The 26,784-nt window shown below is 71.5% G+C and carries 19 protein-coding genes and 1 tRNA gene; 5 read left to right on the top strand and 15 right to left on the bottom strand.

From position 1 onward, the window contains the following. Nucleotides 1–62: 62 nt before the first annotated feature. From EOT10_RS06170 to EOT10_RS06155, 4 genes are all read right to left on the bottom strand, one after another. Nucleotides 63–136 (bottom strand) — tRNA-Met (locus tag EOT10_RS06170). 50 nt (nucleotides 137–186) lie between these two features. Beyond that, nucleotides 187–1,524: an enolase C-terminal domain-like protein gene (locus tag EOT10_RS06165; RefSeq protein WP_127827024.1), complete on the bottom strand. Its 1,338-nt coding sequence runs from the start codon at nucleotides 1,522–1,524 to the stop codon at nucleotides 187–189. A 41-nt stretch (nucleotides 1,525–1,565) separates the two neighbouring features. After that, complete coding sequence (locus EOT10_RS06160; protein ID WP_127827023.1) at nucleotides 1,566–2,903, bottom strand: gluconate:H+ symporter; 1,338 nt, start codon at nucleotides 2,901–2,903, stop codon at nucleotides 1,566–1,568. Nucleotides 2,904–3,171: 268 nt separating this feature from the next. Beyond that, a complete protein-coding gene (locus EOT10_RS06155) occupies nucleotides 3,172–4,047 on the bottom strand; it encodes a LysR substrate-binding domain-containing protein (RefSeq protein WP_127827022.1) in 876 nt (291 codons plus the stop codon). A gap of 157 nt (nucleotides 4,048–4,204) precedes the next feature. Here EOT10_RS06155 and EOT10_RS06150 point away from each other — a divergent pair, with 157 nt between their 5' ends. The 3 genes from EOT10_RS06150 to EOT10_RS06140 all read left to right on the top strand — a co-directional run bounded on the left by EOT10_RS06150 (nucleotide 4,205) and on the right by EOT10_RS06140 (nucleotide 7,091). Then, entirely contained in the window at nucleotides 4,205–5,386 is a 1,182-nt protein-coding gene (locus EOT10_RS06150; protein WP_127827021.1) for an L-talarate/galactarate dehydratase, read from the top strand. A gap of 55 nt (nucleotides 5,387–5,441) precedes the next feature. After that, complete coding sequence (gene kdgD, locus EOT10_RS06145) at nucleotides 5,442–6,371, top strand: 5-dehydro-4-deoxyglucarate dehydratase (RefSeq protein WP_127827020.1); 930 nt, start codon at nucleotides 5,442–5,444, stop codon at nucleotides 6,369–6,371. A 213-nt stretch (nucleotides 6,372–6,584) separates the two neighbouring features. Continuing rightward, nucleotides 6,585–7,091 carry a hypothetical protein gene (locus EOT10_RS06140; protein ID WP_127827019.1) on the top strand — a complete coding sequence of 169 codons (507 nt, stop codon included), beginning with the start codon at nucleotides 6,585–6,587 and terminating at the stop codon, nucleotides 7,089–7,091. 174 nt (nucleotides 7,092–7,265) lie between these two features. On the opposite strand, the gene EOT10_RS06135 is transcribed toward EOT10_RS06140, so the two are convergent. Then, on the bottom strand, nucleotides 7,266–8,192 hold the full coding sequence (locus EOT10_RS06135) for a helix-turn-helix domain-containing protein (RefSeq protein ID WP_127827018.1): 927 nt from the start codon (nucleotides 8,190–8,192) through the stop codon (nucleotides 7,266–7,268). Between the two features lie 35 nt (nucleotides 8,193–8,227). On the opposite strand from EOT10_RS06135, the gene EOT10_RS06130 reads away from it, so the two are divergent. Beyond that, complete coding sequence (locus tag EOT10_RS06130; protein ID WP_127827017.1) at nucleotides 8,228–9,025, top strand: phytanoyl-CoA dioxygenase family protein; 798 nt, start codon at nucleotides 8,228–8,230, stop codon at nucleotides 9,023–9,025. A gap of 38 nt (nucleotides 9,026–9,063) precedes the next feature. Here the strand turns inward: EOT10_RS06130 and EOT10_RS06125 are convergent, their stop codons facing one another. The 3 genes from EOT10_RS06125 to EOT10_RS06115 all read right to left on the bottom strand — a co-directional run bounded on the left by EOT10_RS06125 (nucleotide 9,064) and on the right by EOT10_RS06115 (nucleotide 17,170). Continuing rightward, nucleotides 9,064–10,122, bottom strand: a complete 1,059-nt coding sequence (locus EOT10_RS06125; RefSeq protein WP_189491250.1) for a PucR family transcriptional regulator — start codon at nucleotides 10,120–10,122, stop codon at nucleotides 9,064–9,066. Nucleotides 10,123–10,202: 80 nt separating this feature from the next. Next, the gene (locus EOT10_RS06120; protein WP_127827015.1) at nucleotides 10,203–15,047 is read right to left on the bottom strand and encodes a DNA repair ATPase; all 4,845 of its coding nucleotides are present in this window, start codon (nucleotides 15,045–15,047) and stop codon (nucleotides 10,203–10,205) included. 77 nt (nucleotides 15,048–15,124) lie between these two features. Next, nucleotides 15,125–17,170, bottom strand: a complete 2,046-nt coding sequence (locus EOT10_RS06115; RefSeq protein ID WP_127827014.1) for a flotillin family protein — start codon at nucleotides 17,168–17,170, stop codon at nucleotides 15,125–15,127. Nucleotides 17,171–17,715: 545 nt separating this feature from the next. Here EOT10_RS06115 and EOT10_RS06110 point away from each other — a divergent pair. Continuing rightward, nucleotides 17,716–18,144 carry a hypothetical protein gene (locus EOT10_RS06110; RefSeq protein ID WP_127827013.1) on the top strand — a complete coding sequence of 143 codons (429 nt, stop codon included), beginning with the start codon at nucleotides 17,716–17,718 and terminating at the stop codon, nucleotides 18,142–18,144. Nucleotides 18,145–18,166: 22 nt separating this feature from the next. On the opposite strand, the gene EOT10_RS06105 is transcribed toward EOT10_RS06110, so the two are convergent. The 7 genes from EOT10_RS06105 to EOT10_RS06075 all read right to left on the bottom strand — a co-directional run bounded on the left by EOT10_RS06105 (nucleotide 18,167) and on the right by EOT10_RS06075 (nucleotide 26,783). Next, nucleotides 18,167–20,941: a SpoIIE family protein phosphatase gene (locus tag EOT10_RS06105; RefSeq protein ID WP_127827012.1), complete on the bottom strand. Its 2,775-nt coding sequence runs from the start codon at nucleotides 20,939–20,941 to the stop codon at nucleotides 18,167–18,169. Nucleotides 20,942–21,146: 205 nt separating this feature from the next. Next, entirely contained in the window at nucleotides 21,147–21,578 is a 432-nt protein-coding gene (locus EOT10_RS06100) for a PPOX class F420-dependent oxidoreductase (RefSeq protein WP_127827011.1), read from the bottom strand. A 252-nt stretch (nucleotides 21,579–21,830) separates the two neighbouring features. After that, entirely contained in the window at nucleotides 21,831–22,367 is a 537-nt protein-coding gene (locus EOT10_RS06095) for an NUDIX hydrolase family protein (protein ID WP_127827010.1), read from the bottom strand. Between the two features lie 327 nt (nucleotides 22,368–22,694). Then, on the bottom strand, nucleotides 22,695–23,567 hold the full coding sequence (locus tag EOT10_RS06090) for an aldo/keto reductase (protein ID WP_127827009.1): 873 nt from the start codon (nucleotides 23,565–23,567) through the stop codon (nucleotides 22,695–22,697). A gap of 144 nt (nucleotides 23,568–23,711) precedes the next feature. After that, nucleotides 23,712–23,954, bottom strand: coding sequence for a hypothetical protein (locus tag EOT10_RS06085; protein WP_127827008.1), 243 nt, complete (start codon nucleotides 23,952–23,954; stop codon nucleotides 23,712–23,714). Nucleotides 23,955–24,102: 148 nt separating this feature from the next. Then, on the bottom strand, nucleotides 24,103–25,065 hold the full coding sequence (locus EOT10_RS06080; protein WP_127827007.1) for a PDR/VanB family oxidoreductase: 963 nt from the start codon (nucleotides 25,063–25,065) through the stop codon (nucleotides 24,103–24,105). After that, nucleotides 25,062–26,783, bottom strand: a complete 1,722-nt coding sequence (locus EOT10_RS06075) for an HAL/PAL/TAL family ammonia-lyase (RefSeq protein ID WP_127827006.1) — start codon at nucleotides 26,781–26,783, stop codon at nucleotides 25,062–25,064. Before EOT10_RS06075 ends, EOT10_RS06080 begins: the two co-directional genes overlap by 4 nt. Nucleotide 26,784 lies beyond the last annotated feature (1 nt).

Here is a 26,784-nt window from a genome sequence, read left to right as displayed (position 1 = left end):
CCAACATGCAGACGGAAAGCATCGAGGCCCGGATCCGAAAGGATCCGGGCCTCGATGGCCAGTAGCGGGGACAGGATTTGAACCTGCGACCTCTGGGTTATGAGCCCAGCGAGCTACCGAGCTGCTCCACCCCGCGTCGGTAGACACCACCGTACGCCATCACAGCCGGTACCTCTGACCACTTCCCTAGCGGACGAGGCAGGGGCGCTTGCTGTCGAACTGCCAGTCCGGGACGAGGTACCGCATTCCGGCGGCGTCGTCGCGGGCTCCGAGCGCCTTGCTCCGGTACAGGTCGTGGGCCGCGAGGAGCCTGTCCATGTCGAGTTCGACGCCCAGGCCCGGGGCGTCGGGGACGGCGATCTCCCCGTCGACGATCCGGGGCGGGGCCGTGGTGAGGCGCTCCAGGCCCTCCTGCCAGATCCAGTGCGTGTCCAGAGCGTTGTACTCGCCCGGGGCCGCCGCGCCGCAGTGGGTGACCATGGCCAGCGAGATGTCGAAGTGGTTGTTGGAGTGGCATCCCCAGGTGAGGCCCATCGCGTGGCAGAGCTGGGCCACGCGTACCGAGCCCCGCATGGTCCAGAAGTGCGGGTCGGCGAGGGGGATGGACACGGACTGGAGGGCCAGCGCGTGGGTGAGCTGGCGCCAGTCCGTGGCGATCATGTTGGTGGCGGTGGGCAGGCCCGTGGCGCGGCGGAACTCGGCGAGGATCTCCCGGCCCGAGTAGCCGTCCTCGGCACCGCAGGGGTCCTCGGCGTAGGCGAGGGTGCCGGTCAGGGGTGCGCACAGGTCGATCGCCTCGCGCAGGGACCACGCGCCGTTCGGGTCGAGGGTGATCCTCGCCTCGGGGAAGCGGTCCTTCAGCGCCCGCACGGCCCGGACCTCCTCGGCGCCTTCCAGGACGCCGCCCTTGAGCTTGAAGTCACGGAACCCGTACCGGTCGTACGCGGCCTCGGCCTGGCGGACGATCGCTTCGGGTGTCAGCGCCTCTTCGTGCCGGATCCGGTGCCAGTCGGCCGCCGCGTCGGGTTCGCGGACGTATTCCAGGTCGGTGCGGTCGGGGTCACCGATGTAGAAGAGGTAGCCCAACACCCTTACCGAGTCGCGCTGTTGGCCGTCACCTAGGAGGGCTGCGACGGGGACGTCGAGGTGCCGGCCGAGGAGGTCGAGCAGGGCCGACTCGACGGCGGTGACGGCGTGGACGGTGGTGCGCAGATCGAAGGTCTGGGTGCCGCGTCCGCCCGCGTCGCGGTCGGCGAACCGGGCTCCGATCTCGCGCAGGACGCGCTGGTAGTCGCCCACCTTCGCGCCGACGACGAGGGATTCGGCGTCGCGCAGCGTCCGGGTGATCTTCTCGCCGCCCGGCACCTCCCCCAGGCCGGTGCGGCCCTCGGAGTCCTTGAGGACGACGATGTTGCGGGTGAAGTAGGGGCCGTGTGCGCCGGAGAGGTTCAGTTCCATGCAGTCCCGGCCGGCGACCGGGTAGACGTCGAACGCGGTGACGGTCGGCTGCTTGCTCAGGGTCATTGCGGGTTCCCGTGGTCGGAAGGTGTGCGGGTGGGTGCGGGTCACAGGCTCAGCGCGTCCAGAGCGCGTTCAAGGGCGAGTACGCCGCCCAGGCCCAGCACCGCGAGTACCGTCGTGTAGGTGGTCCTGACCTTGATCGCCTGGATGACGGAGAGGTTGAAGTACTCCTTGAAGAGCCAGAATCCCGGGTCGTTGACGTGGGAGAAGGCGATCGACCCGCAGGAGACGGCGAGGACCATGATCTCGGGGTGGATGCCGCTGCCCGCGAGGAGCGGAAGTACCACGCCGGACGCCGTGACGACGGCAACCGTCGCCGAGCCGAGGGCGACGCGGAGGATGACCGCGATGAGCCACGCGAGGACCAGGGGCGAGATGGCCCAGTGGTCGGTGGCGTCCTTGATGTAGTCGGATATCCCGCCTTCGACGAGGACGTTCTTGAAGGCACCGCCGGCGCCGATGACCAGGAGGATCATCGCCATCGCCTGGGCGGCCGAGGCGCAGGAGGCGCTGACGTCGGCCAGGCTGCGGCCGATGCGCGGCCCGAAGGCCCATATCGCGAGGAGCAGCGTCACCATGAGGGCGATCGGCGCCGAGCCGATGAACGCGACCGCGTGCAGGACGGGGCTGTCGCCGGAGGTGGCCATGTCGGTCACCGCGGCGCCCGCGATGAGGACCACCGGGAAGAGGGCGACGAGCAGCGACCAGCCCAGGCCCGGCATCTCCTCGTCCGTGAACTCCCTTTCGCTGACGAGGCCCTTGGGGATGGTCGGGTTCATCGCCTTGACGAAGGGCAGGCGCGGCCACACGAGGGCGATGAGCGCGCCGGCCGGTACGGCGATGAAGAGGCCGTAGAACAGGGTGTGTCCGACGGAGGCGTGGAAGGTCGCGGCGACCGCGGTGGGGCCGGGGTGCGGCGGCAGGAAGCTGTGCATGGTGGACAGTGCGATCGACATCGGCAGTCCGACCCAGAGCAGGTTCGCCCCGGTGACGCGTACGAGGGTGAACGCGATCGGCACGATGATGATGAAGGCGACCTCGTAGAACATGGTGACGCCGATGAGCATGGCCGTGACCACCATGGCGACCTGGACCCAGCGCGGCCCGAAGGCTTCGAGGAGCCGGTCGGCTATGCGTTGCGCCGCTCCGGAGTCGCCCATGACGCGGCCGACCATGGCGCCGAGGCCGATGGTCAGCATCGTGTCGCCGATCTGGCCGCCGATCCCCTCCGAGAGGACGTCCGGGACCGTCGCCGCCGGGATTCCCTGCACCAGCGCGACGCCGACCGCCACGAGGAGGAGGGCGGCGAACCCGTTCATTCTCAGTCTGGTCATGAGGAAGAGCAGGACCAGAACGCTGATTCCCACTACGACGAGAGGCAAGTCAGTTCCCCTTTGAACTGTGGACCGGGTGAGGGGCGGACGATCAGTTGGCGGGAGCTGATCCCCGTACGCGCCGCATGCGAATTCGCCTCGACGGGCGACCCGTTGGCCGCCCCCGACGGGGGCTCCCCAGCCACGGCAGCGGTGGCTGGGTCGACCGTAGGTTCGGTTCCGGATCGCGTCCACGTCGATTTTTGTAGGCTGCGATACCTTGCGCGCATGACTGGCCGGGGCCTCCCGCGTATCCCGGTGCGTATCGCCCCTCATGTCACAGATGTCGCAGCAACGCCCCCAGCGCGGGGTTGTCGTTGGTCCTGCGCCACACCAGATTGAGCTCGACCGGCTCGGGTTCCGCGAGGGACAGCGGCTTGAAGGTGATCCCGCCGAACCGCATCTGGGCCGCGGCCTCCGGGACCAGGGCGATGCCCCAGCTGGCGTTGACCATCGCCAGCAGGCTGTGCACCTGGCTGAGGTACTGGGTGAAGACGGGGACGACCTGGGCGGCGCGGAAGATGCTGACGAGCAGTTCGTGGAAGTAGCGGGCCTCGACCGGCGAGTACATGAGCACCTCCTCCCCGTGGAAGTCCGCCACCCGCAGATCCCCCTCGCGTGCGGCCAGCGGATGGCTGTTGGGGAGCGCGGCGAGCAGTCCCTCCCGGCCGGCGGACCGCGTCTCCAGGTCGGGCCCGGTGTTCGCGGGGCGGATCATGCCCAGGTCGAGGGAGCCCTCGGTGATGGCCTCCAACTGGTCACGGGTGACCATCTCGCGGAGCACGACCTCCACTCCGGGCATGGCCGAGCGGGCGGCGTCGAGCAGGGTGCCGAGGGCCGAGTACGCACCGGCCGCCGTGAACCCGATGGCGATGGCCCCGGCCTCACCGGTGGACACCTGCCGGACGGCGAGCGCCGCGTGCTCGGACTGGCGCAGGATATGGCGCGCCTCGTTGAGGAAGGTGCGGCCCGCCGGGGTGAGCCGCACGGACCGGTTGGTGCGGTCGAGCAGCCGTACCCCCAGGTCGTGTTCGAGGAGCTGGATCTGGCGGCTCAGTGGGGGCTGCGTCATCTGCAGCCGCTCCGCGGCCCGGGTGAAGTGCAGCTCCTCGGCCACCGCCACGAAACTGGTGAGTTGTGCCAGCGTGAACAACGATGCCCTCCAGGTATCAGCGCATGCAAAATCTGAGTTGGACGTGGATCAATCGCCGACCTTAGCTTCAGGACCAGTCCGCGCCGGCTCCAGGGCGAGTCCACGCTCCGCCCGGCCACGGCGCGGCCGCATCCGCCTCACACCCCAGGGACACGAAGTGGTGACCATGACCCACACGACCACCAACGCCGCGCACGTCGCAGGCGAGGCGACGCTCGACAGGATCTCCTGGATCAGGCTCTCCTCGGTCACCCTGCCGCTGACCACACCGGTCAGCGACGCGAAAGTCCTGACCGGACGCCAGAAGCCCATGACCGAGGTCGCGTTCCTCTTCGTGGAGCTGGAGACCGAGCAGGGGCACGAGGGCATCGGCTTCAGCTACTCCAAGCGGGCCGGCGGCCCCGGGCAGTTCGCCCACGCGCGGGAGATCGCCGGCAGCCTGCTCGGCGAGGACCCCAGCGACATCGGCAGGATCTGGACGAAGCTGGCGTGGGCGGGCGCCTCGGTCGGCCGCAGCGGTCTCGCGATCCAGGCCATCGCCGCCTACGACGTGGCCCTGTGGGACCTCAAGGCCAGGCGCGCGGGCCTGCCGCTGGCCAAGCTCCTGGGCGCCCACCGTGACTCCGTGCGCTGCTACAACACCTCCGGCGGCTTCCTCCACACCCCGACCGGGCAGGTCCTCGACAACGCCGCCGCCTCGCTGGCGAACGGCATCGGCGGCATCAAGATCAAGGTCGGCAACCCCGATCACAAGGAGGACCTGCGCCGCCTGACCGCCGTCCGCGAGCGCGTCGGCGACGACGCCCCGCTGATGGTCGACGCCAACCAGCAGTGGGACCGGCCGACCGCCCGGCGCATGGGCCGGGCCATGGAGGAGTTCGGCCTCGTCTGGATCGAGGAACCTCTCGACGCCTACGACGCCCAGGGCCACGCCGCGCTCGCCGCGTCCCTCGACACCCCCATCGCCACCGGCGAGATGCTCGCCAGCGTCGCCGAGCACTGGGAGCTCATCCGTCACCACGCGGCAGACGTCATCCAGCCCGACGCGCCCCGGATCGGCGGCATCACGCAGTTCCTCAAGCTCGCCGCGCTCGCCGAGCACCACCACCTCCAGCTCGCCCCGCACTTCGCCATGGAGATCCACCTCCACCTCGCCGCCGCGTACCCGATCGAGCCGTGGGTGGAGCACTTCGACTGGCTGGAGCCGTTGTTCAACGAGCGGCTCACGATCAGCGACGGACGCATGCACGTGCCGTCCCGCCCCGGCCTCGGCATCACCCTCACCGACCAGGCCCGCGCCTGGACGCGGGCCACCCACGAGGCCGGCAAGCGCCGCTGACCACGCCCCACCCCTCCCCGACCCCCACGCCCACTCTTCAGGAGCAGCACGCAAGATGACGTCCTTCGCCCCGTCCGAACTCGGCCCGCGCATCGGATCCGGACTGCTGTCCTTCCCCGTCACCCACTTCACCGCCGACGACCACTCCTTCGACGAGGGGGCCTACCGAGACCACATCGGGCGCCTCGCCGAGTACGAGGTGGGCGGCCTGTTCGCGGCCGGCGGCACCGGTGAGTTCTTCTCCCTGACCGGCGCCGAGGTCGAGCGCGTCGTCACCGCCGCCGTACAGAGCGCACCCGAGGGCACACCCATCCTGGCCCCGGCCGGTTACGGCACGCGCACCGCGATCGAGTACGCCCAGGCCGCGGAACGCGCGGGCGCCGACGGCATCCTGCTCTTCCCGCCCTACCTCACCGAGGCCGGGCAGGACGGCCTGGCCGAACACGTGGAGGCCGTCTGCCGCGCCACCTCACTCGGCGTCATCGTCTACAGCCGCGCCAACGCCGTCTACACCGCACCCACGCTGGCCCGCGTCGCCGAGCGCTGCCCGAACCTCATCGGCTACAAGGACGGCGTCGGTGACATCGACGCCATGACCCGCATCTACACCCGCCTCGGCGATCGCCTCACCTACATCGGCGGCCTGCCGACCGCGGAGATGTTCGCCCTCCCCTACCTCGAACTCGGCGTCACCACCTACTCGTCGGCCATCTTCAACTTCCTGCCCGAGTTCGCCCTCGACTTCTACGGAGCCGTCCGTGAGCGCCGGCACGACGCCGTCTTCAAGATGCTCGACGACTTCGTCCTGCCGTACACCGAGATCCGTAACCGCCGGCCCGGCTACGCGGTGAGCATCGTGAAGGCCGGAATGACGGCGGTCGGCCACAGCGCGGGCCCGGTGCGCCCGCCGCTGACCGACCTCACCGCTGAGGAACTGGCCGCCCTCGGCGCGCTGATCGACGGCCTGCGCACCGCCACGGCCTGACGCCCCCGACTCGCCTTCCAGCGCGGCCGCTATTTTTGCCGTCATTTTTCCATCCGACCGCACAACCATTTCATGAATCCCATTCGCGCGACCGTGCGCGAAAAGAATTCCCGGAAGGGTGGAACTGGCGGGCCGCGAGCGCAGTCTTATCCCGTGACCAGGAGCCCGCAGCATTCACTGCGGCGCCCATAATCGGGGAAGGTATTACCGACCATGCACGCTCGCACCCGCACCGCCCTCTTCGCCTCCGCGGCCATCGCTGCGACGCTCTCGCTCACCGCGGTCACCCCGGCCCTCGCCGGCCCGTCCACGTCCGCCCACGCCGCCGCCGTCTCCTCCGCCCCCGCGCCGTCCCAGGGCGACCCGCGCAGCACCACCAACCGCGTCGCCGACTTCTACGGCGCGTACATCGACTCGGTCTGGGACAACGAGGACCCGGCGGCGGGCGCCAACGCCAAGGCGCTGCGCTCCTTCTACCTGTCGGCCGCGGCGAGGAAGAAGGTCGCCGCGTTCGAGGCGAAGGAGCACGCCGACGGCATCCTGTTCGCGCAGAACGTGCCGGTGAAGTGGAAGGTCACGTACACCGGCTCGGGCGCGGGGCACGCGACCTCGCTGGTGACGCTCACCTGGAGCGACGGCAAGAACCCCGAGGTCACCAAGATCAAGGTCCAGTCGGACCTCAGGACCCGCAAGATCACGGACCTCGCGGCCGTCAGGTAGCGCGCGGCCCGAAAGCGGATGGCCGGCCCGCACCGGAGCATTCCGGCGCGGACCGGCCATCATCCGCGTTTTCGCACCGGGAGCGAATCGATGTCTCTTTCGATATCGACGCGGATTACGTCGGCGGCCTAGCCCTATCCGTGTTCTGGAAGGAAAGGGAACTCGGGAACTCCGCTACGTCGAATGGATCACCGAAGAGGGGTTGTCCGACCCCGCCGCGGCCCGGTACGCCTTCGGCGGAGATCCGTACCGGGCGCGGAACGCGTGACTGAAGTGGAAAGGCCCCGCGAATCCCGAGGCGGCGGCGACCTGCGCCACGGTGAGTTCCGTGCTCGTCAGGAGGCATGCCGCGTGGCGCAGGCGTGCCTCCCGCAGGGCGCGCATCGGCGTGGAGCCGGTCTCCTGCGCGAAGAGGTGGGCGAAACGGGACGGTGACAGCGCCACGGCCGCGGCGAGGGAGTCGACGGTGTGCGCGGCCGCCGGGTCGGCGTCGATGAGGGCCTGGGCGCGGCGGACCCGCGCGTCACCGGGGCCGGTGCCGCCCGCCGGGGAGGTGGCGAGCAGCAGGGCGCGTTCGACGGCGCCCAGGGCCAGCGCGGCGGCGTCCGGGCCGGTCGCCACCGATGCCGGGACGGTGCGGCGGGTGGCGCTCACCGGGCGGGGCGGGGCGCCCGCGCCGGTCCAGCGGCTGTCCGCGTGCGCCTGTCGCAGCGCCGCGGCGATGCCGGGCCGGGCCCCCGGGTCGACATGGGGCACCACATGGCAGCCGCTGCCGAGATCGTACGGGCGCAGGCGCCGCTCCCAGCCCGGGCGGAGCATGAAGTGGGACCACCACAGCCCCCAGTGCTCCTCGTCCGGCGCGGTCCGGTACGTGTGCCGCACGCCCGGCGCGAGGAGTACGAGGCTGCCGGGTCCCGCGACGGTCCCGGCCCCGCCCTGGCGGACGTGCCCGGCGCCGGCCTCCGTCCACAGCAGCAGCCAGCTGGGGGCGCCCGCCGTCCTGCGGACCGCGTAGTCGGGCTGCCCGTCGTAGCGGCCGACGATCACGACGCCGGGAGGCGGTGCAGCAGTTTCGCGAAGGTCTGTGGCGGACACGCGCATAGCCTGGCACACCACGGCGGTCCTACGGTCGCCCCATGAATACAGTCGACATCTCGATGTTCCGGTCCTCCGGTCACGCCGTCGCCCGCGGTCTCCTGTCACGCCACGAGGCGGCCTCGCTCGCCGAAGCCTTCATGGCGTACCCCCGACGAGGCGTCGTACCAGGGCACTTCCAGCCGTCGCCGCAGGATCCCGACGGGCCGTACGACCCGCTGCGCGAGTACCCGCGCATCATGCACCCTCACCTCATCGACGACATCGCGATGCGCTGTCTGCTCGACGCGCGCATCACGTCGATCGTCGGCGAGCTGATCGGTGAGGAACCGATAGCAGCACAGAGCATGCTGTACTTCAAGCCGCCGGGGGCGCGGGGGCAGGCGCTTCACCAGGACAACTTCTATCTGCGGGTCGAACCCGGCACCTGTGTCGCCGCGTGGGTGGCGCTCGACGAGGTGGACCGGGCCAACGGCGGGCTCGAAGTCGTGCCCGGCACCCACCTCATGGACCTGTTCTGTCCCGAGGAGGCCGACCCGGACACCTACTTCACGAGGGAGTACGTGCCGCCGCCGGCGGGCTGTACCCGCGTGCCCGTCGACATGGCCCCGGGGGACGTCCTGTTCTTCAACGGCAGCCTCGTCCACGGCTCGGAGCCGAACACGACCACGGACCGGTTCCGCCGCAGTTTCGTCTGCCACTACGCGCCGCGTTCCGCCGAGCGCATCGCACGGCACTACCGCACGTTCACGCTGGAGGGCGAGGAGGTCTTCCTGGCCGAGGCGCAGGGGGGCGGCCCCTGCGGCACGGAGTTCCCGGTGTCGTCGTCGCCGCACTAGCCGCACACGCGTGACTCCCGGCTCCCGCCGCGCGGCGGTCAGAAGTCGGCCGCGGGCCAGTCGAGGAGACGCGCGCCGATCACCGCTGTCTGGAGCGTGTAGCGGTGGACGGGGTCGGACGGGTCCGCGCCGGTCAGATGGCGGATGCGCTCCAGGCGGTAGGTCAGGGCGCGCACGCTCAGGGAGAGGCGACGTGCCGCCTCGGCGGCGACGCACCCCGCGTCGAAGTAGGCGGTGAGCGTGTCGAGGAGCGGCTGCGCTCCCCCGCGGGCCTCGCGCATCGGGCCGAGGACGCTGTGCACGAGGTCGGCCATGGCCTGGCGGTCGCGGGTGAGGACGGGGTAGACGAGGAGGTCGGCGGCGCGCAGGACCGGGGCGTCCAACTCCAGGCGCCCGGCGAGGTCCAGGGCGTTCAGCGCTTCCTCGTAGGACTGGACGACGCCGCCGGGTCCTGGCTGCGCGCGGCCGATGGCGACCTGGCCGCCGTCGGTGGCGGCGTAGGCCTGCTTGGCGAAGAAGGCGAGGACCTCGTCCTGGTCGCCTGGGGCGATACAGACGAGGCGTCCGTCCTTGGTGGTGACCAGGATGCTGCGGTCGGCGAAGCGGCCGTTCAGCGCGCGCTCGACCTCTCGTGGCGCGTCGTCGCCCTCGTCGTAGGCGACGGTTCCCTGCGCGACGGCGACGGCGTGCTCGAAGGACAGGCGAAGCCCGAACCGTTCGGCGCGCTCGGCTAGTTGGCCGAGGTCGCTGCGCCCGTACAGGAGGTCGTCGATGAACTCGCGGCGTGCGGCCTCCTCCTGACGTACGGCCAGGCGCTGGGCTCTTTCGTAGCCCTCGGCGAAGGCGTCGACGGCCTGGGCCGCGGCAGCCAGCACGCTGTCGGGTGAGACGGCTGCGGCCGGCCAGTGTCTGCGCGTCGCGTCGAGGTGGGCGCCCACGAGGGCCCGCAGGCCGTGGCCCGCTTCGGCGGCGCGCTCGCCCACGACGCGGCGGGACTCGAGTTCGTCGCGGGTCAGGCGGCGTCCCGTGGCGGAGGCGTCGGCCAGGATACGGGCGTACCCGTCCAGAAATACGTCAGGTATGCCCTGGTCCGCCACGTTCGCCCCCGGAATCTTGATGAGTCTCTGCCGCCTTTCTAGCGCAGCTCCGGGGTTGCTGTACCAAGGGGGTCGCCGTGTCATGTGCGGCGGGCGTGCCGGGCCGCGTCGCCGGTGGGCGCGTGCCGTGGGTCTCCGGCGCGGGTGATGGCGGATTCGACCGCCGCGACGCGGTCCGCGAGCAGGCCGAGGGCGGCGACCGCCCGGACGAGTGGGTCGTCGTCGGGTCCGCCGAGGGCCCGGTTCCTGACGTGGGCCTGCCGGACGGCCTGCCAGCGGTCGGCCTGTTCGGGGGTGAGGGTGCCGCGAAGTTCGGCGAGCTTGAGGAGGTTGGCCTCGGCGCCGGTGGTGAGGGTCTGAGCTTCGCCCTTGTAGTGGTCTTCGACGAGGGCGGCCACTTCGGCGGCGTTCATCGCGGGATCGATCCGTGCGGCGATCCTGTTCATGTCGCGGTAGGAGCCCTGGAGCCGGAAGGCCGGTTCGGTCCTGGCGCTGTCGTCCTGGCCCGCCGAGGCGATGTAGGCGGCGTTGACCGCGAGGACGGTGGTGCGCACCGTCAGCAGGTGGCGCAGGAGCGTGACGATCCGCTCGGTCTCCGCCGGGTCGTAGGGGTGGGCGAGCCGGTCGGTGCGGGCGGCGGGGTCGCCCTCGGCGAGCCGGATCAGGAGGTCCAGGTCCGCGCGGTCGCGGCCGGCCAGCGGGGCGAGGACCGGGTGGGCGGTCAGGGCGTTCTCGACGAAGCTCAGGGCGAACGCGTCCTCCTTGCCGGTCAGGACGTCGCCGAGGTTCCACACGTCGGCGCGGTTGGCGAGCATGTCGGGGATCCGGAAGCGCCGCCCCGACTCGGTGTAGGGGTTGCCGGTCATGCATACGGCGAACCGCTTCCCCCGGAGGTCGTACGTGCGCGAGGTGCCGCCACTGACTCCTTCCATCCGGCGCTGGGCGTCGCACAACGAGAGGAACTTCTGGAGGAGTTCGGGCGAGGTGTGCTGGATGTCGTCGAGGTGGAGCAGGACGTTGTTCCCCGCCTCCAGGGCGAAGTTGATCTTCTCGACCTCCTGGCGTGCCGTGGCGTTCGGGGCCTCGTCGGGGTCGAGCGACGTCACGGTGTGGCCGAGCGCGGGGCCGTCGACCTTGACGAGGACCAGGCCGAGGCGGTCGGCCACGTATTCCATGAGGGTCGTCTTGCCGTAGCCGGGCGGGGAGACGAGGAGCAGCAGTCCGCCGGCGCCGCCGAACTGTTTGTGCAGGCTGTCGCCGACGAGCGGCAGGTACACCTCGTCGACGAGCCGGCCGCGGACGAAGGACGACATGGCCCTGGGCCGGTACTCGTCGAGGCGCAGGCGCGCGCGCTCGGCGGCGACGAGTTCGGCTCTGCGGCTTCGGTAGGCGCGGAAGCCGGGTGCGATGTTCTCGCGCAACTGGCGGGTACGGGTGAGGAGTTCGTCGAGGCGCACGGTGAGGCGGCGGCCGGTGACGCGGGCGTGTGTGCCGAGGAGGCCGTCGACGGTCTCGGTGAGGGGCGCCTCGGCGTCGTACCGGTCGAGTCCGGGGCAGAGTTCGACGGCGACCGCTTCGCCGATGTCGGCTGCCGTGCCCTCCCCGGCCGTGGCGGCGTACGCGCCCAGCCACGCCTCGACGAGCTGGCGGCGCACCGCCAGATCCTCCACGGCGGCCAGGTCCGCCTCGTACGCGTCGTTGTCGGCGTCGATGGAACGGCGGAACTTGTCCAGGAAGGCCCGGGTGGCCGCGGAGGTCACGAAGCCGGCCGGTGTGCTGGTGAGTTCCTCGAAGAGGTAGTCGGCGGCCGGCGCGGCCTGCGGACCGCCGATGCGCGCGGCGAGTTCGGCGCGCGCCTCGGTGATGGCGGGGGTGGGGCCGAAGATGTCGCGGGCGCGGGCCAGCGAGGTGGCGCGGCGCCGCCACAGCTCCCGCTCTCCCTGCGCGAGGTCGTGGGCCCAGGCGAGCTGGGCGGCCGCCCGGGCGGCGGGGGCGTGACGCAGCAGTCCGGCTCCGGCGTGCAGGCGCAGGAGCGCGCCGAGGACGAGCGCGGCGTCATGGTCGTGCACGCCGCGCTCGTACCCTTCGTCGTACGCGGTCTCGGCCGCCGCGCGCACGAGTGCGGGAAGGTCGTCGGCCGCCTGGAGCGCGTCAGCGCCGTGCTCGGCGAGGAGCCGGGCGGCCAGGTGTTCGGCCCGGTAGACGCCGGCGGTCTCGGAGGGCAGCGACTGGTCCCAGTACGGGCGCGTCGCCGCGAAGGACGGGTCGGTGACCGGGACGCGGAGGTCGGTGCCGGTGAGGGCGAACGCCATGCCGTCGCCGTACGGGACGAGGGTGAGGTCGAGTGGCTGGGTGTTGACGGCGAAGCGGTGGCGTCCGAGGCGGATGGTGGTGCCGTCGTCGCCGTAGAGGTCGGTGCGGTCGCGCAGCGCGAGGGCGGCGTCCTGGCGGGCCGACCTGAGCCGGCCGTCCAGTTCCTCCGCGCGTACCTGGTCGTCGAGTTGGCGCAGTTCGTCGATGGTGCGGCGGATCTTGGCGACCATCGGGTCAGAGGCGAAGCAGGTGTTGATCTCGTCGCTGGAGCCGAGTCCGGCGAGGCGCCGTGCGACCGTCTCCAGGATCCGGCCGGCGGAGGCCGCGAGGCGCTCGGTGCGCCGGGAACGGGCGTCGGTGAGGGTCTGTCTACGGGACGCGAACGCCTCGTGGATCTCGTCCCGCTTCGCGTCGAGCTCGGCGAGGAACTCGTCGGACTCGGCGAACCGGCTCTCCAGGTTCTCCAGTTGGAGCAGCAGGCGGGCCAGCTGGTCGTCGCAGGCGTCGGGGGTGGTCGCGGCGGCGAGCGCGCCGGTGACGGCCTGGCCGAGGAGGGAGAACTCGGCGGCGAACTCGGCCCGGCCCTCGCGCGCCGTCAGTTCGCGGCGCCGGGCGTCGAGGGTCGCGCGGGCGCGGTTGACGCCGGCGAGCACCTCGGCGATGTGCTCCAGGATCCCGGTGCGGACGGTGGCGTCACCGACGTCGAGGCCGCCGACGACGTCCGTGACGGTCTGCAGCTGTTCGGTCAGCTCCTGAAGCCGCTCGGCGAGCTGGGCGCTGCGCGCGACCGTGCCGATCGCCCCGGCGTCGGCCGTGAGCTGTGCGGTCTCGGCGTGGTGGTCGGCGAACGCGTCGGGCCGGTGGAGGAAGGCCACGGCGCGCTGCCCCGCCGAGGCGATGTCCGCGGCCAGGTCACCGGCCAGGGCGTCGATACGGGCGGTGTCGGCGTACCGCAGGTCCTTCAGGGTGAGCAGCCTGCCCTGGGCGCGGCGCAGTTCGGTCAGCCGCTCGACCCATTCCGTGGCGCCGCGGGGCGTTTCGCCGCGCAGCCTGCGGACGAGTCCCGCGATGTGTGCGGCGGACTCGGCCAGGGCTTCGGAGGCCTGTCGCCGCAGGGTCTGGACGGTCTCGAACTCCGTGAGCACCTGCTCGGCGGTGGCGCGCACCGCGTCGAGGGGCGTACGGAGGTCGCCGAGTTCCGGCCGCGCCAGCCAGTGGTAGGAGTCGGCGGCCCGCACGCAGGACGCGGCCAGTGTCGCGTACACGGCGGCGGTCGGGGTGGTGCCGTCCACGGCGCGGGCGACGGAGAGGCAGTCGGAGATGCCGCGGACGAGGTCGGCGTTGCCGATCCGGGCCAGCGGGCCGTCGCCGGCGGGGCGGGACGCGGCATAGGTGTCGGCGACGTACGGGGACTGCCAGAACTGGAGCGGGTGCACGCGCGCCGGTTCGTCGGTCTCGGCCCGCAGCACGACGAGTCCGCCGTCGTCGAAGAGGGCGTACCCGTGGCAGGCCAGCGGGTTGGCGATCTCCTTGCGGATCAGGTTGTACGGGAGGAGCAGGCTGCGGCCCTCGGCGCGCGCGTGGAAGACGTAGAGGACGTCCTCGCCGTTGGGGGAACGTACGGCCCGTTCGAACGCGAGGCCGGTGGTGTCGACCGTGTCGAACTTCTTGTGCCCGCCGGCCGCCAGGCAGTATCCGCCGGGGAAGACGACGCCCTGGCCCTCGGGAAGGGTGCGGCACGCCTGGCCGATGCCGTCGAGGCGGACGACGGTCCCGGTGAGCGTGTTGAAGACCAGGTGCCGCCAGGCGTCCTCCTTGTAGGGGCGCACCCGGAGCAGGATCAGGGCGCCCACGCGCGCGTATGTGATGTCCGCGTCGGCCAGCGACTGGAGGGGCTCCTCGACGGGCTCCTCGTACACGCCGTCGCCCGACTCGGTGTCGTCCGCGGTCTTGACGGTGAGTGAGCCGCCGACGGTCGCGACGAAGACCTCTCCTTCGATCGAGACGTGCGGGTGGCGGCCCAGGACATGGTCGTCGCGGGTGGTGCCGGTCCACTCGAAGTCGTGGGACGGCGGGAAGACGTGATCGCGCTCGCCGCGCGCGTCGAGGAAACGGGCCGTCCCGTCGCCGGACAGCGCCCACCGCAGGACACGGATGTCCTCGGGCTTCTCGCCGGTCTGGAAGACGGCGAGGAGCCGGCCCTCGACGTGCCGCAGCCGGAGGAGGCGGGCGTCGCGGAAGTAGCGGAACAGCGCGGCGAATTCGCGGAGGAAGTCGGGGTCGTCGAGGAGTCCGGGCACCGCGTCGTCCGGCAGGCGGTTCCGGTCGCGGTCGTGCAGGGCGAGCACGTCGCCGACGGCGGTCTCCTGGGCCGGGCCGGGCGCGGCGTGGTAGCCGAACAGAAGCCGGTCGCCGACGGCGACGATGTCGCGGGGCACGCAGGGCTGTCCGGTGCGGACGCTCTCGGTGCCGGCGAGGGTGAGGCCGGTCGAGCCGAAGGCCTCCACGCGGCGGGCGTTGAGGGCCGTGGCCCGCTCCGCGAGCTGCCGCGCCTGCCCGGCGAGCCGGTCGCGCAAGACGTCGTACGTACCCGCGTCGAGACCGGTGTCCATGTCCGTTCTTCCTCCCGTGGCGATGTCGTGCGTGGCCGGAGCCGCCACCCCTCGTACGGCGGCTCCGGCCGGTCAGGTCAGCTGCGGCCGGCGCCGTTCAGCTGGGTGAGAGGCATGTCCGAGAGTCCCAACTGCCCGGCTTTGTCGAGCAGTTCGCGCCACTGTCCGGACCGGTCGCCGCCGCCCTGCGCCAGCTTCATCAGCAGGGTGGACACGGTGAGGTTCTGCGCGTTGACCGCTCCCACGGAACTGAGCACCTTCGTCAGGTCCTCCGTGAAGTTCGCGGAGCCGTCCAGCCATGGCGCGGTGAGCGCCTGGGCCGTCTCGGAGTGCTGCACGAACCCGTCGACGCTCTTGCCGAGCGTGACCGCCGACATGAGCCGGTCGAAGAACATCGACTCGCCGCCCACGATGTTGATGTCGGCGTTCTCCAGGCCGGTGGCGAGGACTGTCGCCTGCGCCTCGGCGACCTGACGCTGCATGTCGAGCCCGGCGAGCCGGATGTCCTTCTCGGCCGCGAGGCGCAGCCGGTACTCCTCGTGCCCACGGGACGCCTCGTCGAGCGCGGCCATCGCCACCGCCTTCTGGTTGATGCCCTCGGCCTCGGCCTTGAGCTTCTCCGCGATGCCGGTCGCCTCGGCGAGCGCCTTGGCGCGGGCGCCCTCGGCCTCCGCCCGCATGCGCGCCTCGGTGGCCTCGGCCTCGGCCCGCCCCGCCTTCTCCGTGACCTCGGCCTCCTTGTCCCGCACCTGCACCTCGGCGAGGCCCGCCGCCGCGGCCTCCGCCTGGATGCCCTGCGCGAGCCGCAGCTTCGCCTGGGACTCCAGGTCGGCGGACTTCAACTGAGCTTCGGCCAGCGTCAGTTGCTCGGCCGCCCGGTGCGTCGCGGCCTGCTCGGCGGCCTCCGCCGCCTTGATGTCCTTGACCAGCTTCTCCTGCGCCTCTGCCTCCGCGGCGATGACGATGGCCTGGCGGTCGCGTTCGGCCGATTCGACGGCCCGCAGCTTCTTGATCGACTCTTCCTGCTCGGCGACCGTACGGTCCACGGCGACGCGCTCGCGGATGACCTCGGCGATCTCCCGCTTCTCCGCCTCGACCTCCTTCTCGGCGGCGATCCGCGTCAGCTGCGTCTCCCGTTCCCGGGCGATGACTTCGAGGAGGCGGTCCTTCTCGATGCGTTCGTTCTCCACGGCGATGACCCGCTCGCGGTTCTTCTGCGCGACGGCGATCTCGCGGGCCTGGTTCTCGCGCTGCACGCCGAGCTTCTCCTCCGTGGCGAGGAACGCGGCCTCCGCGCGCAGCCGTTCCGCCGCCACGACGCTCGCCGTCTCGGCCTCCTCGCGGGCCCGCACCGTGTCGATCTCCCGCTTCTGCTTGATCTCGGCGTCGGCCTGGCGGCGCTCCAGCTCCAGGATCGCCTCGCGGGCGTCCACGTTCTGCCGCGTGAGCTCCTTCTCCTCGGTGCGCTGGAACTCGTTCGTGCGCACGTGTTCCACCGTGGTCAGCTCGGTGATCTTCCGGATGCCCTGGGCGTCGAGGACGTTGTGCGGGTCGAGCTGGCTCAGCGGCGTCTGCTCCAGGTAGTCGATCGCCGCGTCCTCCAGGTGGTAGCCGTTGAGGTCGACGCCGATGACCTCGATGATGCGGTACCGCAGTTCCTCGCGCTTGGTGTACAGGTCGGTGAAGTCGAGCTGTTTTCCCACCGTCTTGAGCGCTTCGGAGAACTTCGCGTGGAACAGTTCCTGGAGCGTGGCCTGGTCGCTGGCCCGCTGGGTGCCGACGGCCTGCGCGACCTTGATGACGTCCTCGACGGTCTTGTTGACGCGCACGAAGAACGAGATGCGGATGTCGGCGCGGATGTTGTCCTGGCAGATGAGCCCGTCCCGGCCGGTCCGGGTGATCTCGATGGCCTTCACGGAGATGTCCATGATCTCGGCCTTGTGCAGGACGGGCAGCACGATCTGTCCGGTGAAGGTCACGTCGACCTTGCGCATCCGGGAGACGATGAGTGCCTTGCCCTGCTCCACCTTGCGGAACAGCCGGCCGAGGACGAACAGCAGGGCGACGACGACGATCAGGACGACGGCGACGGACACGCCGACGCCCACGGTGATGGCATCCATGTGAAGTCCTAGGGATTCCGGGGAGGTCGAGTCCCCGCGAGGTGGTGATCCTGACCCGGCGCGGATGACGGCCGGTGTACGACTCCGGGTCGCCGCCGCATCGAAGGGCGCGGCCCGGCGGAACGCGGGGGGTGCCGTCGCGGACGGCCCTGTGCGCTACGGCGGGCCGGTGTCGCTGCGTTACTGCGGCCCCGTGGCTTACGGCGGCCCCGTGAACACGTCGGCCCCGGCCCCTGCGCAGGCCCCGCCCCTTGCTGCCACCGGAGAACTCACGGCGGCATCGAGGAACTCCCCCATCCCCCAACCCCCTTGCGACTCGCCGGGGCTCCGTCCCGGCACCGGGTTCCGCGTGAGCGGCCCGGTGCCGGGACCGTGCCCCCGTTCCTGCCGCGCACATGGTCGCCCTCACGGAGAGCGCCGCGCATTGCCGTGACCCGGCAGTCTTTGCGCCTTGTTGATGCCGGATACGGCCGTGCGGCGGCGGGGGCAGGAACGGCCCGCCGGCGTACCGAACCCGCTCGGCAGGGGCATGCGAAGATCACCCGATGACGACTCAGGGCAGCCAATCCACCGAGTACCTGCGTTTCCAGGCCACGGCACCGAACGAGCGCGGACACTTCACCGGCATATTCGGGCTGGTCAACCGTCTGGGGCGGGCCGGGAAGCTCAGCGAGGAGCAGGAGCGTTTCCGGCGCGCGAACAACGCCTGGTACGACGCCGCGTACCCGGACCCCGGCTCGGTGGACCCGTCCGTCTACGACCCCGAGGTCAACCCCACCGCGACGGCCTGGTTCAAGCCGACGGCGACGCACCTGCTGGACCGCGTCGGCGGATATCTGGAGATCCTCGCCGCGCACGGAGTGGAGTGCCGCCTTGTCCGCTCCGCCGACCCGGGCCGCGTAATCTACGAGGACGACGTACAGATCGTGGTCGTGACCCGGGACGAGCCCGCCGCGCCGCCGGACACGCCCTAGGCCGACGGACTCGCCGCCCGCTTCAGATCTCCGGTTCGGCCCACTGGTCCAGGAAGTCCTCGCCCAGGTCCGGCATCGGCTGCTCTGCGGGGTGCGGAGACAGTTCGGCCCAGATGACCTTCCCGCGCGGCGAGTACCGCGTGCCCCAGCGTTCCGCGTAGTGGGCGACGAGGAAGAGGCCTCGTCCGCCCTCGTCGGTGGTGGCCGCCTGGCGCAGGTGGGGGGACGTGCTGCTGCCGTCGGCGACCTCGCAGATCAGGTTGAGGTCGTACAGCAGGCGCACGCGGATGGGCTGAGTGCCGTAGCGGATCGCGTTGGTGATCAGCTCGCTGAGGACCAGCTCGGCGGTGAACGCGAGCTCGTCGAGACCCCACGCCTCCAGCGTGCGCAGGCACACGGAACGTACGGGGCCGACGGCCGCGGGGTCGTCGGGCACGTCCCACTCGGCGACCCGGCCGGGGTCCAGGAGCCGGGTGCGGGCCACCATCAGGGCGACGTCGTCACCGGGCCGGTCGGGCATCACCGCGGCGAGCACGTCCGTGCAGGTCTGCTCGGGGGTCCGGTCCGCCGCCCTGGACAGGGCGTCGCGCAGCAGCTCGATGCCGGTGTCGAAGTCGCGGTGGCGGTCCTCGATCAAGCCGTCCGTGTAGAGGACGAGTTGGGAGCCTTCGGGCAGGACCAGTTCGACGGTCTCCATCGGCATGCTGTCGCCGAGGCCGAGGGGCGGGGACACGGGTACGTCGGGGAAGGTGACGGTGCCGTCGGGCAGGACGACGGCCGGTCCCGGGTGGCCCGACGAGGCCAGCGTCGCGCGTCCGGTGACCGCGTCGTAGATCGCGTACAGGCAGGTCGCCCCGACGATGCCCGTGCTCTCGCCCTCCCGCGCGTCAGCGTCGATGCGGGCGACCTGTTCGTCGAGATGGCTCAGGAGTTCGTCGGGGGCGAGGTCGAGGGACGAGAAGTTGTGGATGGCGGTGCGCAGTTGACCCATGGTGGCCGCCGCGTGCACCCCGTGCCCCACGACGTCGCCGACGACCAGCGCGACACGGGCGCCGGGCATCGGGATCAGGTCGAACCAGTCACCGCCGACGCCTGCCTCGGCCGGCAGGTAGCGGTGGGCGACCTCGAGGGCGGACTGCGCGGGGAACGCTCCGGGCAGCAGGCTCTGCTGCAGGGTGACCGCCATGGTGTGTTCGCGGGTGAAGCGGCGGGCGTTGTCGATCGCCACGGCGGCGCGGGCCGCGAGCTCTTCGGCGGCGGACAGGTCGTCCGGCTCGAACGGCCCGGTGCTCTCCATCCGCCAGAAGTCGGCGAGGCCCAGCACGACACCCCGTGCCCGCAACGGCACACTGACCAGGGAGCGGATGCCGTGGTCGAGGACGCGCCGGGCCCGCTCCGGATCCTGGGTGCGCCAGGCGTGCGCCGCGCTCAGGTCCTGTTCCAGGACCGCGCGGCCGCTGTTCATGGACTGGGCCATCGGTGTGCTGGGGGCGAACCTGATCAGTTCGCCCACCGGATAGAACGCGTCCTTCTGCTCCACGCCGGTGACGGCGGTACGGCGCAGTTCCGTGATGCCCTCGGTCGGCTCGCCGCCCCGCAGGACGCCTTCGAGGAGTTCGACGGTCACGACGTCCGCGAAGCGGGGCACGGCGACGTCGGCCAGCTCCTCGGCGGTGCGCACGACGTCCAGGGTGGTGCCGATCCGTACGCCCGCGTCGTAGAGGAGTTCCAGGCGTTCTCTGGTCGCTTGCGCCCGGCCCGCGAGGGCGCGCAGCTCGGTGGAGTCACGCAGCGTCACCGCGTTCCCGGCGGGCCCGCCGTACGGGGCGGTCGGCCGCACGTTCACGGCGAGCAGGCGGTCGCCGGCGCGGTGCACCTCGTCGGTCACGAAGCGCTCGGAGACGAGGAGTTCGGCCATGTGCGGGTCGAGCCCGAGGTCGGTCACCGCGCGCCCCTCCACCTCCGGGGGCAGGGCGAGGAGCCGTTTCGCCTCGTCGTTGGCGAGCAGCAGCCGGCCGTCCTCGCTGGTGATGATCACGCCTTCCTTCACGGCGTGCAGGACCGCGTCGTGGTGCTCGTACATTCGCGACAGTTCCGCGGGGTCCATCCCGTGGGTCTGGCGCCGCACCCTCCTGCTCGCGAGGACCGATCCGGCCGTCACGACGAGGAGCGCGCCGGCGGCGGACCCGAGGAGCAGGGGCAGCTTGCCCGCCACCCCGGCGTTCACGTTGTGGACGGTTATCCCGACGCTCACGATGCCGACGACGGTGCCGTTTCTGTCGATGACGGGGGCTGCCGTGTTCACGGCCAGGCCGACGCTCGTGTTGAAGACGCTCGTGTGCGTGTGTCCGGCGAGAGCGGTGTAGTACGTGCCGACGACGTGTTTGCCGATCAGTTTCGGATCGGGGTGGGTCCAGCGGATACCCGCCGGGTTGAACGCGACGACGTAGTCGACACCGGTCGCCTTGCGGGTCGCCTCGGCGCTGGGCTGGAGGAGCGCGGTGGGGTGGGCCGACTTCATGGCGGCCAGCGTCCCGGGGGCGTGCGCGAACGTGTCGGCGGTGGCGACGGAACGCTGTCTGGCTTCCGTCATGGTGGCGTCCCTGGTCTGGAGCACGAGCGCCGTGCCGGCCGCGACGACGAGCGCCAGGGTCAGCGCCAGCTGGACCAGGAACACCTGGCCCGCGACGCTGTGCACATTGACGAGGGCGCGGAGGCTCTGTCCCCAGGACAACCGTGGCTCCCTGCGGAGGGCCCTCCCCTGCCGGACGGCACGCCGCCCGAGAGACTCCGTCATATCCCCTTTGTAGCACTCTGCGTAATCAGGGGCGATGGCCCCTGCGGGCCCCGGCCCTCAGACCGGGGCCTGTACCGAGAAGCTTTACCTGTCCATGGCGATTTCGCCCGTAGCGCCCCGCTTTCGCTCACAACGAGTGACAAGGTGATCGCGTGCCCCGGCAAGGAGAGCCCCGCTCGTCCGGACGCCCGCACCCGGGGGGCGGTCAGCCGATCGCGGAACCGTACACGTGGTCCACGGTCATCGTCATGAGTACCCTGCGGTCGGCCACCATCACCGACCGGTACTCGTCCCAGTCGGGGTGCTCACCGGCGGCGGCGCGGTAGTAGTCCACGAGCGCGTCGGCCTCGGGGCCGTTCGGATCGGTTCCCGGGCCGACGAGGGTCACCGGACCCTCGGCCGTGGCCCACGACCGGCCGTCGGCGCTGGTGACCTCCAGTGCGGCGCGCGGGTCCCGGCGAAGGTTCGCCGTCTTGGCGCGCCCCTCGGTCATCGAGACATAGAGGACTCCGGCCTTCTCGTCGTAGAAGGGCATGACAGGGGAGAGCTGGGGCAGACCGTCCGACTTGATCGTGGCGAGGACACCGAGTCGGCTGTGTGCGAGCAGCGTGCGCGGGTTGAACGAAGTGTCGGTCATGTACGGTCCCAAGGCTCGCGGCCCATCCCCTATTCCCCCTGTCCCCTGTTCCCGGCATTCCCCGTTCCCGGCCCAACCCCCAAGTCATCGCTTGGGTTTCGTTAGAAATCCGGAGGATTGACTTGGGTTTCGGGGTCCACGACGATCAGTGCAGGGCCCGGGCGGCAACCCGTCTCATGTCTTCGCGACGGTCCGGACCACGGGCGACCTCATGAGACGGGTGCCGACCCACCGGCGTGCGCCGGGCCTCGGTCAGGAGAGGGCGCCGACGTGTGCGAGCGCCTGCTTGAGGAGGACGCCGTGCCCGCCCGGCATCTCGTTCTGGACCGCCTGCGACGAAGCCTCCTCCGGGGTGAACCAGACCAGGTCGAGCGCGTCCTGCCGGGGCCGGCAGTCGCCGCTCACCGGAACGATGTACGCGAGGGACACGGCGTGCTGGCGGGGGTCGTGGAACGGGGTGACGCCGAGCGTGGGGAAGTACTCGGCGACGGTGAAGGGCTGCAGGGACGCCGGGACGCGCGGCAGCGCCACCGGGCCGAGGTCCTTCTCCAGATGGCGCAGCAGGGCGTCACGGACGCGCTCGTGGTGCAGCACCCGGCCGGAGACCAGGGAGCGGCTGACCGTCCCGTCCCGCCCGATGCGCAACAGCAGTCCGATGTGGGTGACTTCACCATTGTTGTCGACCCGCACCGGGACGGCTTCGACGTACAGGATCGGCATGCGGGCGCGTGCCAGTTCGAGATCGTCGGAGGTGAGCCAGCCGGGCGTGGTCTCGGTCGTGTCAGACATTCGTCGATCGTACTTTCACCATCTCCCCGGTCACGCACGCCGCTCCCGGCAACACCTCGATCGGGGACGGCCGGTCGTACAGGGATTCAGGCGGCGCCACCTCCTCGAAAGCAGGCGACATGTCCCCTCTTGGCACGGGGACGTAGCACCCCGCCGTCACGGGGATGGGACGGCGGGGGCTGCCACGGCGAGCGTGACTGTTCGAGTTTCACAGACTCACGCCCCGAGGGGAACCACGCCTCGCGGACGGACGGACACGGTGCGCGACGGGAGAGGGTTCCGGCGTTCACCGGTCGAGCGGGCGGGAATCCGATCCGCCGAGAAGCCCTAGGACACGCCCTGGCCGGCGTCGAGCTCGGCGAGCTCGGCGGCGGTGAGTTCCAGGTCGGCCGCCGCGGCCGAGGCGGTGATCGTGGCGGGCCTTGACGATCCGGGGATCGGCACGACCACCGGAGACTTTGCCAACTCCCACGCCAGACACACCTGTTGGGGGCTGACACCGCGCGACTCCGCGATGCGCGCGAAGGCGGCGTGCGCCGAACCCAGTCCGCCCGCACGGGAGATGCCGCCCAGCGGGCTGTACGGCAGGAACGCGATCCCTAGCTCCTCGCACAGCCTCAGCTGCGGCTCGCTCTCGCGGACCGCCGGCGAGAAGTTGTTCTGGACGGACACCAGCCGCTCGCCGAGGATCCCGTGGGCTTCGCGGAGTTGGCCGGAGCTCACGTTCGAGATGCCTACGGCACGGATCTTGCCCGCGTCGTGGAGCTCGCCGAGCGCGCCGACGGACTCGGCGTACGGCACGTCCGGGTCGGGAACGTGGAGTTGGTACAGCCCGATGGAGTCGACGCCGAGGCGCTTGAGCGAGCCCTCGCACGCCTCCCGCAGGGTCGCGGGGTCGCCGTGGAAGGACCACTCCCCCGTGGCTCCACGGGCGGCGCCGCCCTTCGTGCCGACGAGCACGCCGGAGGTGTCACCGCCGTAGGCCGCGAGCGCCCGCGCGATCAGCGATTCGTTGTGCCCGGTCTCGGAGGAGTCCAGGCAGTACGACATGGCCGTGTCGATGAAGGTGATGCCCGCGTCGAGGGCGGCGTGGACGGTCGCGATCGCGCGCGCCTCGTCCGGCCGTCCCTCGATGGACAGCGGCATCCCGCCGAGCCCGATGGCACTGACCGTGACACTGCCGATGCGGCGGTACTGCATGGAGATGCCTCCCCGTCGAAGTGAAGCTGCGCGACACGACGCCCGGGACTCTACGCCCATCCGGCCCGGCGTTCGACGGTTCCGCCCTCCGTGGACGCCCGTCATGCTCGTCGTACCGCGCCGCCCGACGCGTCGCCGTCCCCCTCAGCCACGGTGGAAGAGGTCCTGCGGGTCGACGCGCACCCAGCCCTGGCGTGATGCGGGCGGGCGCGGGACCTCCCGGTGCTGGGCGCGCCATTGGTGCACCAGCGCGTCGTAGATGGGCGTCGACGAGGCGGGCCCGGCGGTGAGCAGGGGTGCCGCGTGGCGCGGTCGGGGCGCAGGAACGCTTTTGCGCGGGTCGTTCATGCGCTGCCCAACGACCGCGTCCGCTCCCGGCCACGCCACGGTCGGGGGATCTTTGCCGGGACACATATCCGAGGGGCGCCACCTCATGGAGGCGACCCTGTCTACGTCTCCCGCACGCACGTCCCGCACCCGTTCGCGGAGCCCGCCCCGCCCTCGCGTCACACCTCACACTCACACCTCAGATACCTCACACGTCGAGCGTGAGGCGTGGCCCGGCGCTCCGGGACACGCACAGCAGCATCGTGCGGTTCTCGGCGTGTTCCTGTTCGGTGAGCAGGTCGTCGCGGTGTTCGGGGACGCCTGCCAGGACCGGGGTCTCGCAGGTCCCGCACGTTCCCTGGCGGCAGCTGCTCAGGGTGCGTACCCCGGCGCGGTCGAGGGCGTCGAGGATGGACTCGTCCGGCGCGACCGTGACGACGCGGCCGTCACGGGTCTCGACGTCGAAGCCCTTGTCCTCCCCTGCCGCCGTGGCGGCCGCGGGCGCCTGCGGGCTGAAGCGCTCGCTGCTGAGCGTCAGTTCCGACCGCGCCGCAGCCAGTTCCTCCAGGGCGTCGAGGAGGCGCGGCGGACCGCAGGCGACGAGGTGGGCGGGCCCGCCGGCGGTGTGCCGGGCGACGAGGGCTTCGAGGTCCACCGGCCCGGTACGCGCGGCCGGCAGGACGTCCACCCGGTCGCCGTACGGCCGGAGTTCGGGTACGAACGCCATCGACGACTCGGCGGCGCCGAGATAGAGGAGCCGCCAGTCGGCGCCGGCGCGCTCGGCCGCCGCCAGCATCGGCAGGATGGGGGTGATGCCGATGCCGCCCGCCACGAAGAGGATCCGCTCGCGGCCGGGCCGGTAGGGGAAGGTGTGGCGCGGGCCCCGCACCGCCAGGCGCAGCCCCGGGCGGGCGATCGTGTGCAGCCGCTCCGAGCCGCCCCTGCCGTTCTTCTCGCGCAGCACGGCGATCCGCCATGACCGGGTGTCGGCGGGGTCGGAGCACAGGGAGTAGTGCCTGATCGTGCCGTCGTCCGTGGCGACCTCGATGTGCGCGCCGGGCTCCCAGGACGGCAGGTCCCCCTGGTCGCCCCGCGCGAGGCGCAGGGAGACGACCCGGTCGGCCTCGGTGCGAACCTCGGTCACGCGCACGTCGATGAAGTCCCCCGTCATGCCGCACCGCCGCGCGCCAGCCGGGCGTTGACGGCCGTCAGCACGTCGCCGTCATGCACCAGCTCGACGGCCCGCCGCACCCGCGGGTAGAGCACGACGTCCTGGTCGGTGCGGTCGACGGGCCGGCCGTCGGACGACCTGGCCGCGCGCACCGTCTCCCAGGCGGTGCGGGTGGCGGGGCTGAGGGCGGACGGCTCCGCGCCGGCCGCCGCGAGCCGCAGGTCCAACGCCTGGGCCGCCATGAGCAGTTCGATGCCGATGACGTTCTCGATGTTGCGGACGACGGTACGGGCATGGCGGCCGGCGTTGTTGGCCATGCTCACGTGGTCCTCCTGGTTGGCGCTGGTCGGGATGGAGTCCACGCTGTCGGGGTGCGCGAGGGTCTTGCAGTCGGAGACGAGGGCGGCGGCGAGGTACTGCGGGAGCATGTAGCCGCAGTCCAGGCCGGTCTTCTGGCTGGCGACGAGCATGTCGGGCAGGCCCCGGTTGAGGGTGCCGTCGTCGAGCCGGAAGAGTCGGCGTTCGGAGATGCTGCCGATCTCGGTCACCACGATCGACACGAAGTCGGCGGCGAAGGCGACGTACTCGGCGTGGAAGTTGCCGCCGGAGACGGCCTTGAGGCGGCGGCCCGCGGGGAGCCCGGGGAAGATCAGGGGGTTGTCGGTGGCGGCGTTGATCTCGTTCTCGACGATGCCGGTGACGAAGGCGAGGGTGTCGTGGACGGCACCGTGGACCTGCGGCACGCAGCGCAGCGAGTACGCGTCCTGCGGGGGCTGCCGGCCGGGGTCGTGGTCCCGGTCGCCGTCGACGAAGGCGCTGCCGGCGAGCAGTTCACGCATGCGGGCGGCGACCGCGATCTGCCCGGCCTGGCCCCGCGCCCGGTGGAGGTCGTCGATGAAGGCGTCCCCGAACCCGTTGAGTGCCTCGGTCGACATGGCGGCGGTGATGTGCGCGTGCTCAAGGAGGTTGGCGGCGTCGTGCACGGCGAGCGCGGTCTGGGCGCAGGAGAACGAGGTGCCGTTCAGCAGGGCGAGGCCGTCCTTGGCCCCGAGCGGGATGCGCGGGATGCCGGCGGCGGCCATCGCCTCCTTGCCGCTCACCACGCGCCCGTCGAGGATCGCCTCACCGGAGTCCCGCTCGTCGTCCTCGTCGTCGGCCGGGCGGCACAGCACGAGGGCGATGTGGGCGAGAGGGATCAGGTCGCCGGACGCGCCCAGGGAGCCGTACTCCGGGACGGCGGGCAGGACACGGCGGTTGAGCATCTCGACGAGGGTCTCGACGACGGCCGTGCCGACGGCCGAGTGGCCCTGGAGGAGGCTGACGAGCCGGATGAGCATGGTGGCGCGGACGACCTCGGCGTCCACGTTCGTCCCGACGCCGGAGGCGTTCGAGATCACCAGACGCCGTGACAGTTCGGCGGCGTCGCGCGGGTCGGTGAACGCCTCGCGCCCCGCGAGCGATCCGAAGCCGGTGTTGACGCTGTAGACGGGCTCGACCGGTTCGCCCCGTTCCATGGCGTCGAGGACACCGCCGAGCCACTCGGCCGACGGCAGGATGCGCTTGAGGGCTTCGTCGGTGACGCGGACCGGGCGGCCGTGCCGGGCCACGCCGACCAGGTCGCTCAGGGTGACGCGGCCGCCGTCGAGCACGACGGGCTCGTCGGCGTCTGCGGCTCCGTCGCGCACTGCGGGCGCGGGGGACGGGAGTTCAGCGGTCATG

Source organism: Streptomyces antnestii, from assembly GCF_004005495.1.
GTDB lineage: Bacteria > Actinomycetota > Actinomycetes > Streptomycetales > Streptomycetaceae > Streptomyces > Streptomyces antnestii.
The sequence above is the reverse complement of the archived record's forward strand: the minus strand, read 5'-3'. Positions and strand labels throughout refer to the sequence as shown.

Bases quoted from the DNA above. Each gene is read 5' to 3' on its own strand.
- EOT10_RS06165 (WP_127827024.1), bottom strand. From the start codon at position 1,524: ATGACCCTGAGCAAGCAGCCGACCGTCACCGCGTTCGACGTCTACCCG.
- kdgD (WP_127827020.1), top strand. From the start codon at position 5,442: ATGACGTCCTTCGCCCCGTCCGAACTCGGCCCGCGCATCGGATCCGGA.
- EOT10_RS06140 (WP_127827019.1), top strand. From the start codon at position 6,585: ATGCACGCTCGCACCCGCACCGCCCTCTTCGCCTCCGCGGCCATCGCT.
- EOT10_RS06135 (WP_127827018.1), bottom strand. From the start codon at position 8,192: ATGCGCGTGTCCGCCACAGACCTTCGCGAAACTGCTGCACCGCCTCCC.
- EOT10_RS06130 (WP_127827017.1), top strand. From the start codon at position 8,228: ATGAATACAGTCGACATCTCGATGTTCCGGTCCTCCGGTCACGCCGTC.
- EOT10_RS06120 (WP_127827015.1), bottom strand. From the start codon at position 15,047: ATGGACACCGGTCTCGACGCGGGTACGTACGACGTCTTGCGCGACCGG.
- EOT10_RS06115 (WP_127827014.1), bottom strand. From the start codon at position 17,170: ATGGATGCCATCACCGTGGGCGTCGGCGTGTCCGTCGCCGTCGTCCTG.
- EOT10_RS06110 (WP_127827013.1), top strand. From the start codon at position 17,716: ATGACGACTCAGGGCAGCCAATCCACCGAGTACCTGCGTTTCCAGGCC.
- EOT10_RS06105 (WP_127827012.1), bottom strand. From the start codon at position 20,941: ATGACGGAGTCTCTCGGGCGGCGTGCCGTCCGGCAGGGGAGGGCCCTC.
- EOT10_RS06100 (WP_127827011.1), bottom strand. From the start codon at position 21,578: ATGACCGACACTTCGTTCAACCCGCGCACGCTGCTCGCACACAGCCGA.
- EOT10_RS06095 (WP_127827010.1), bottom strand. From the start codon at position 22,367: ATGTCTGACACGACCGAGACCACGCCCGGCTGGCTCACCTCCGACGAT.
- EOT10_RS06090 (WP_127827009.1), bottom strand. From the start codon at position 23,567: ATGCAGTACCGCCGCATCGGCAGTGTCACGGTCAGTGCCATCGGGCTC.
- EOT10_RS06080 (WP_127827007.1), bottom strand. From the start codon at position 25,065: ATGACGGGGGACTTCATCGACGTGCGCGTGACCGAGGTTCGCACCGAG.
- EOT10_RS06075 (WP_127827006.1), bottom strand. From the start codon at position 26,783: ATGACCGCTGAACTCCCGTCCCCCGCGCCCGCAGTGCGCGACGGAGCC.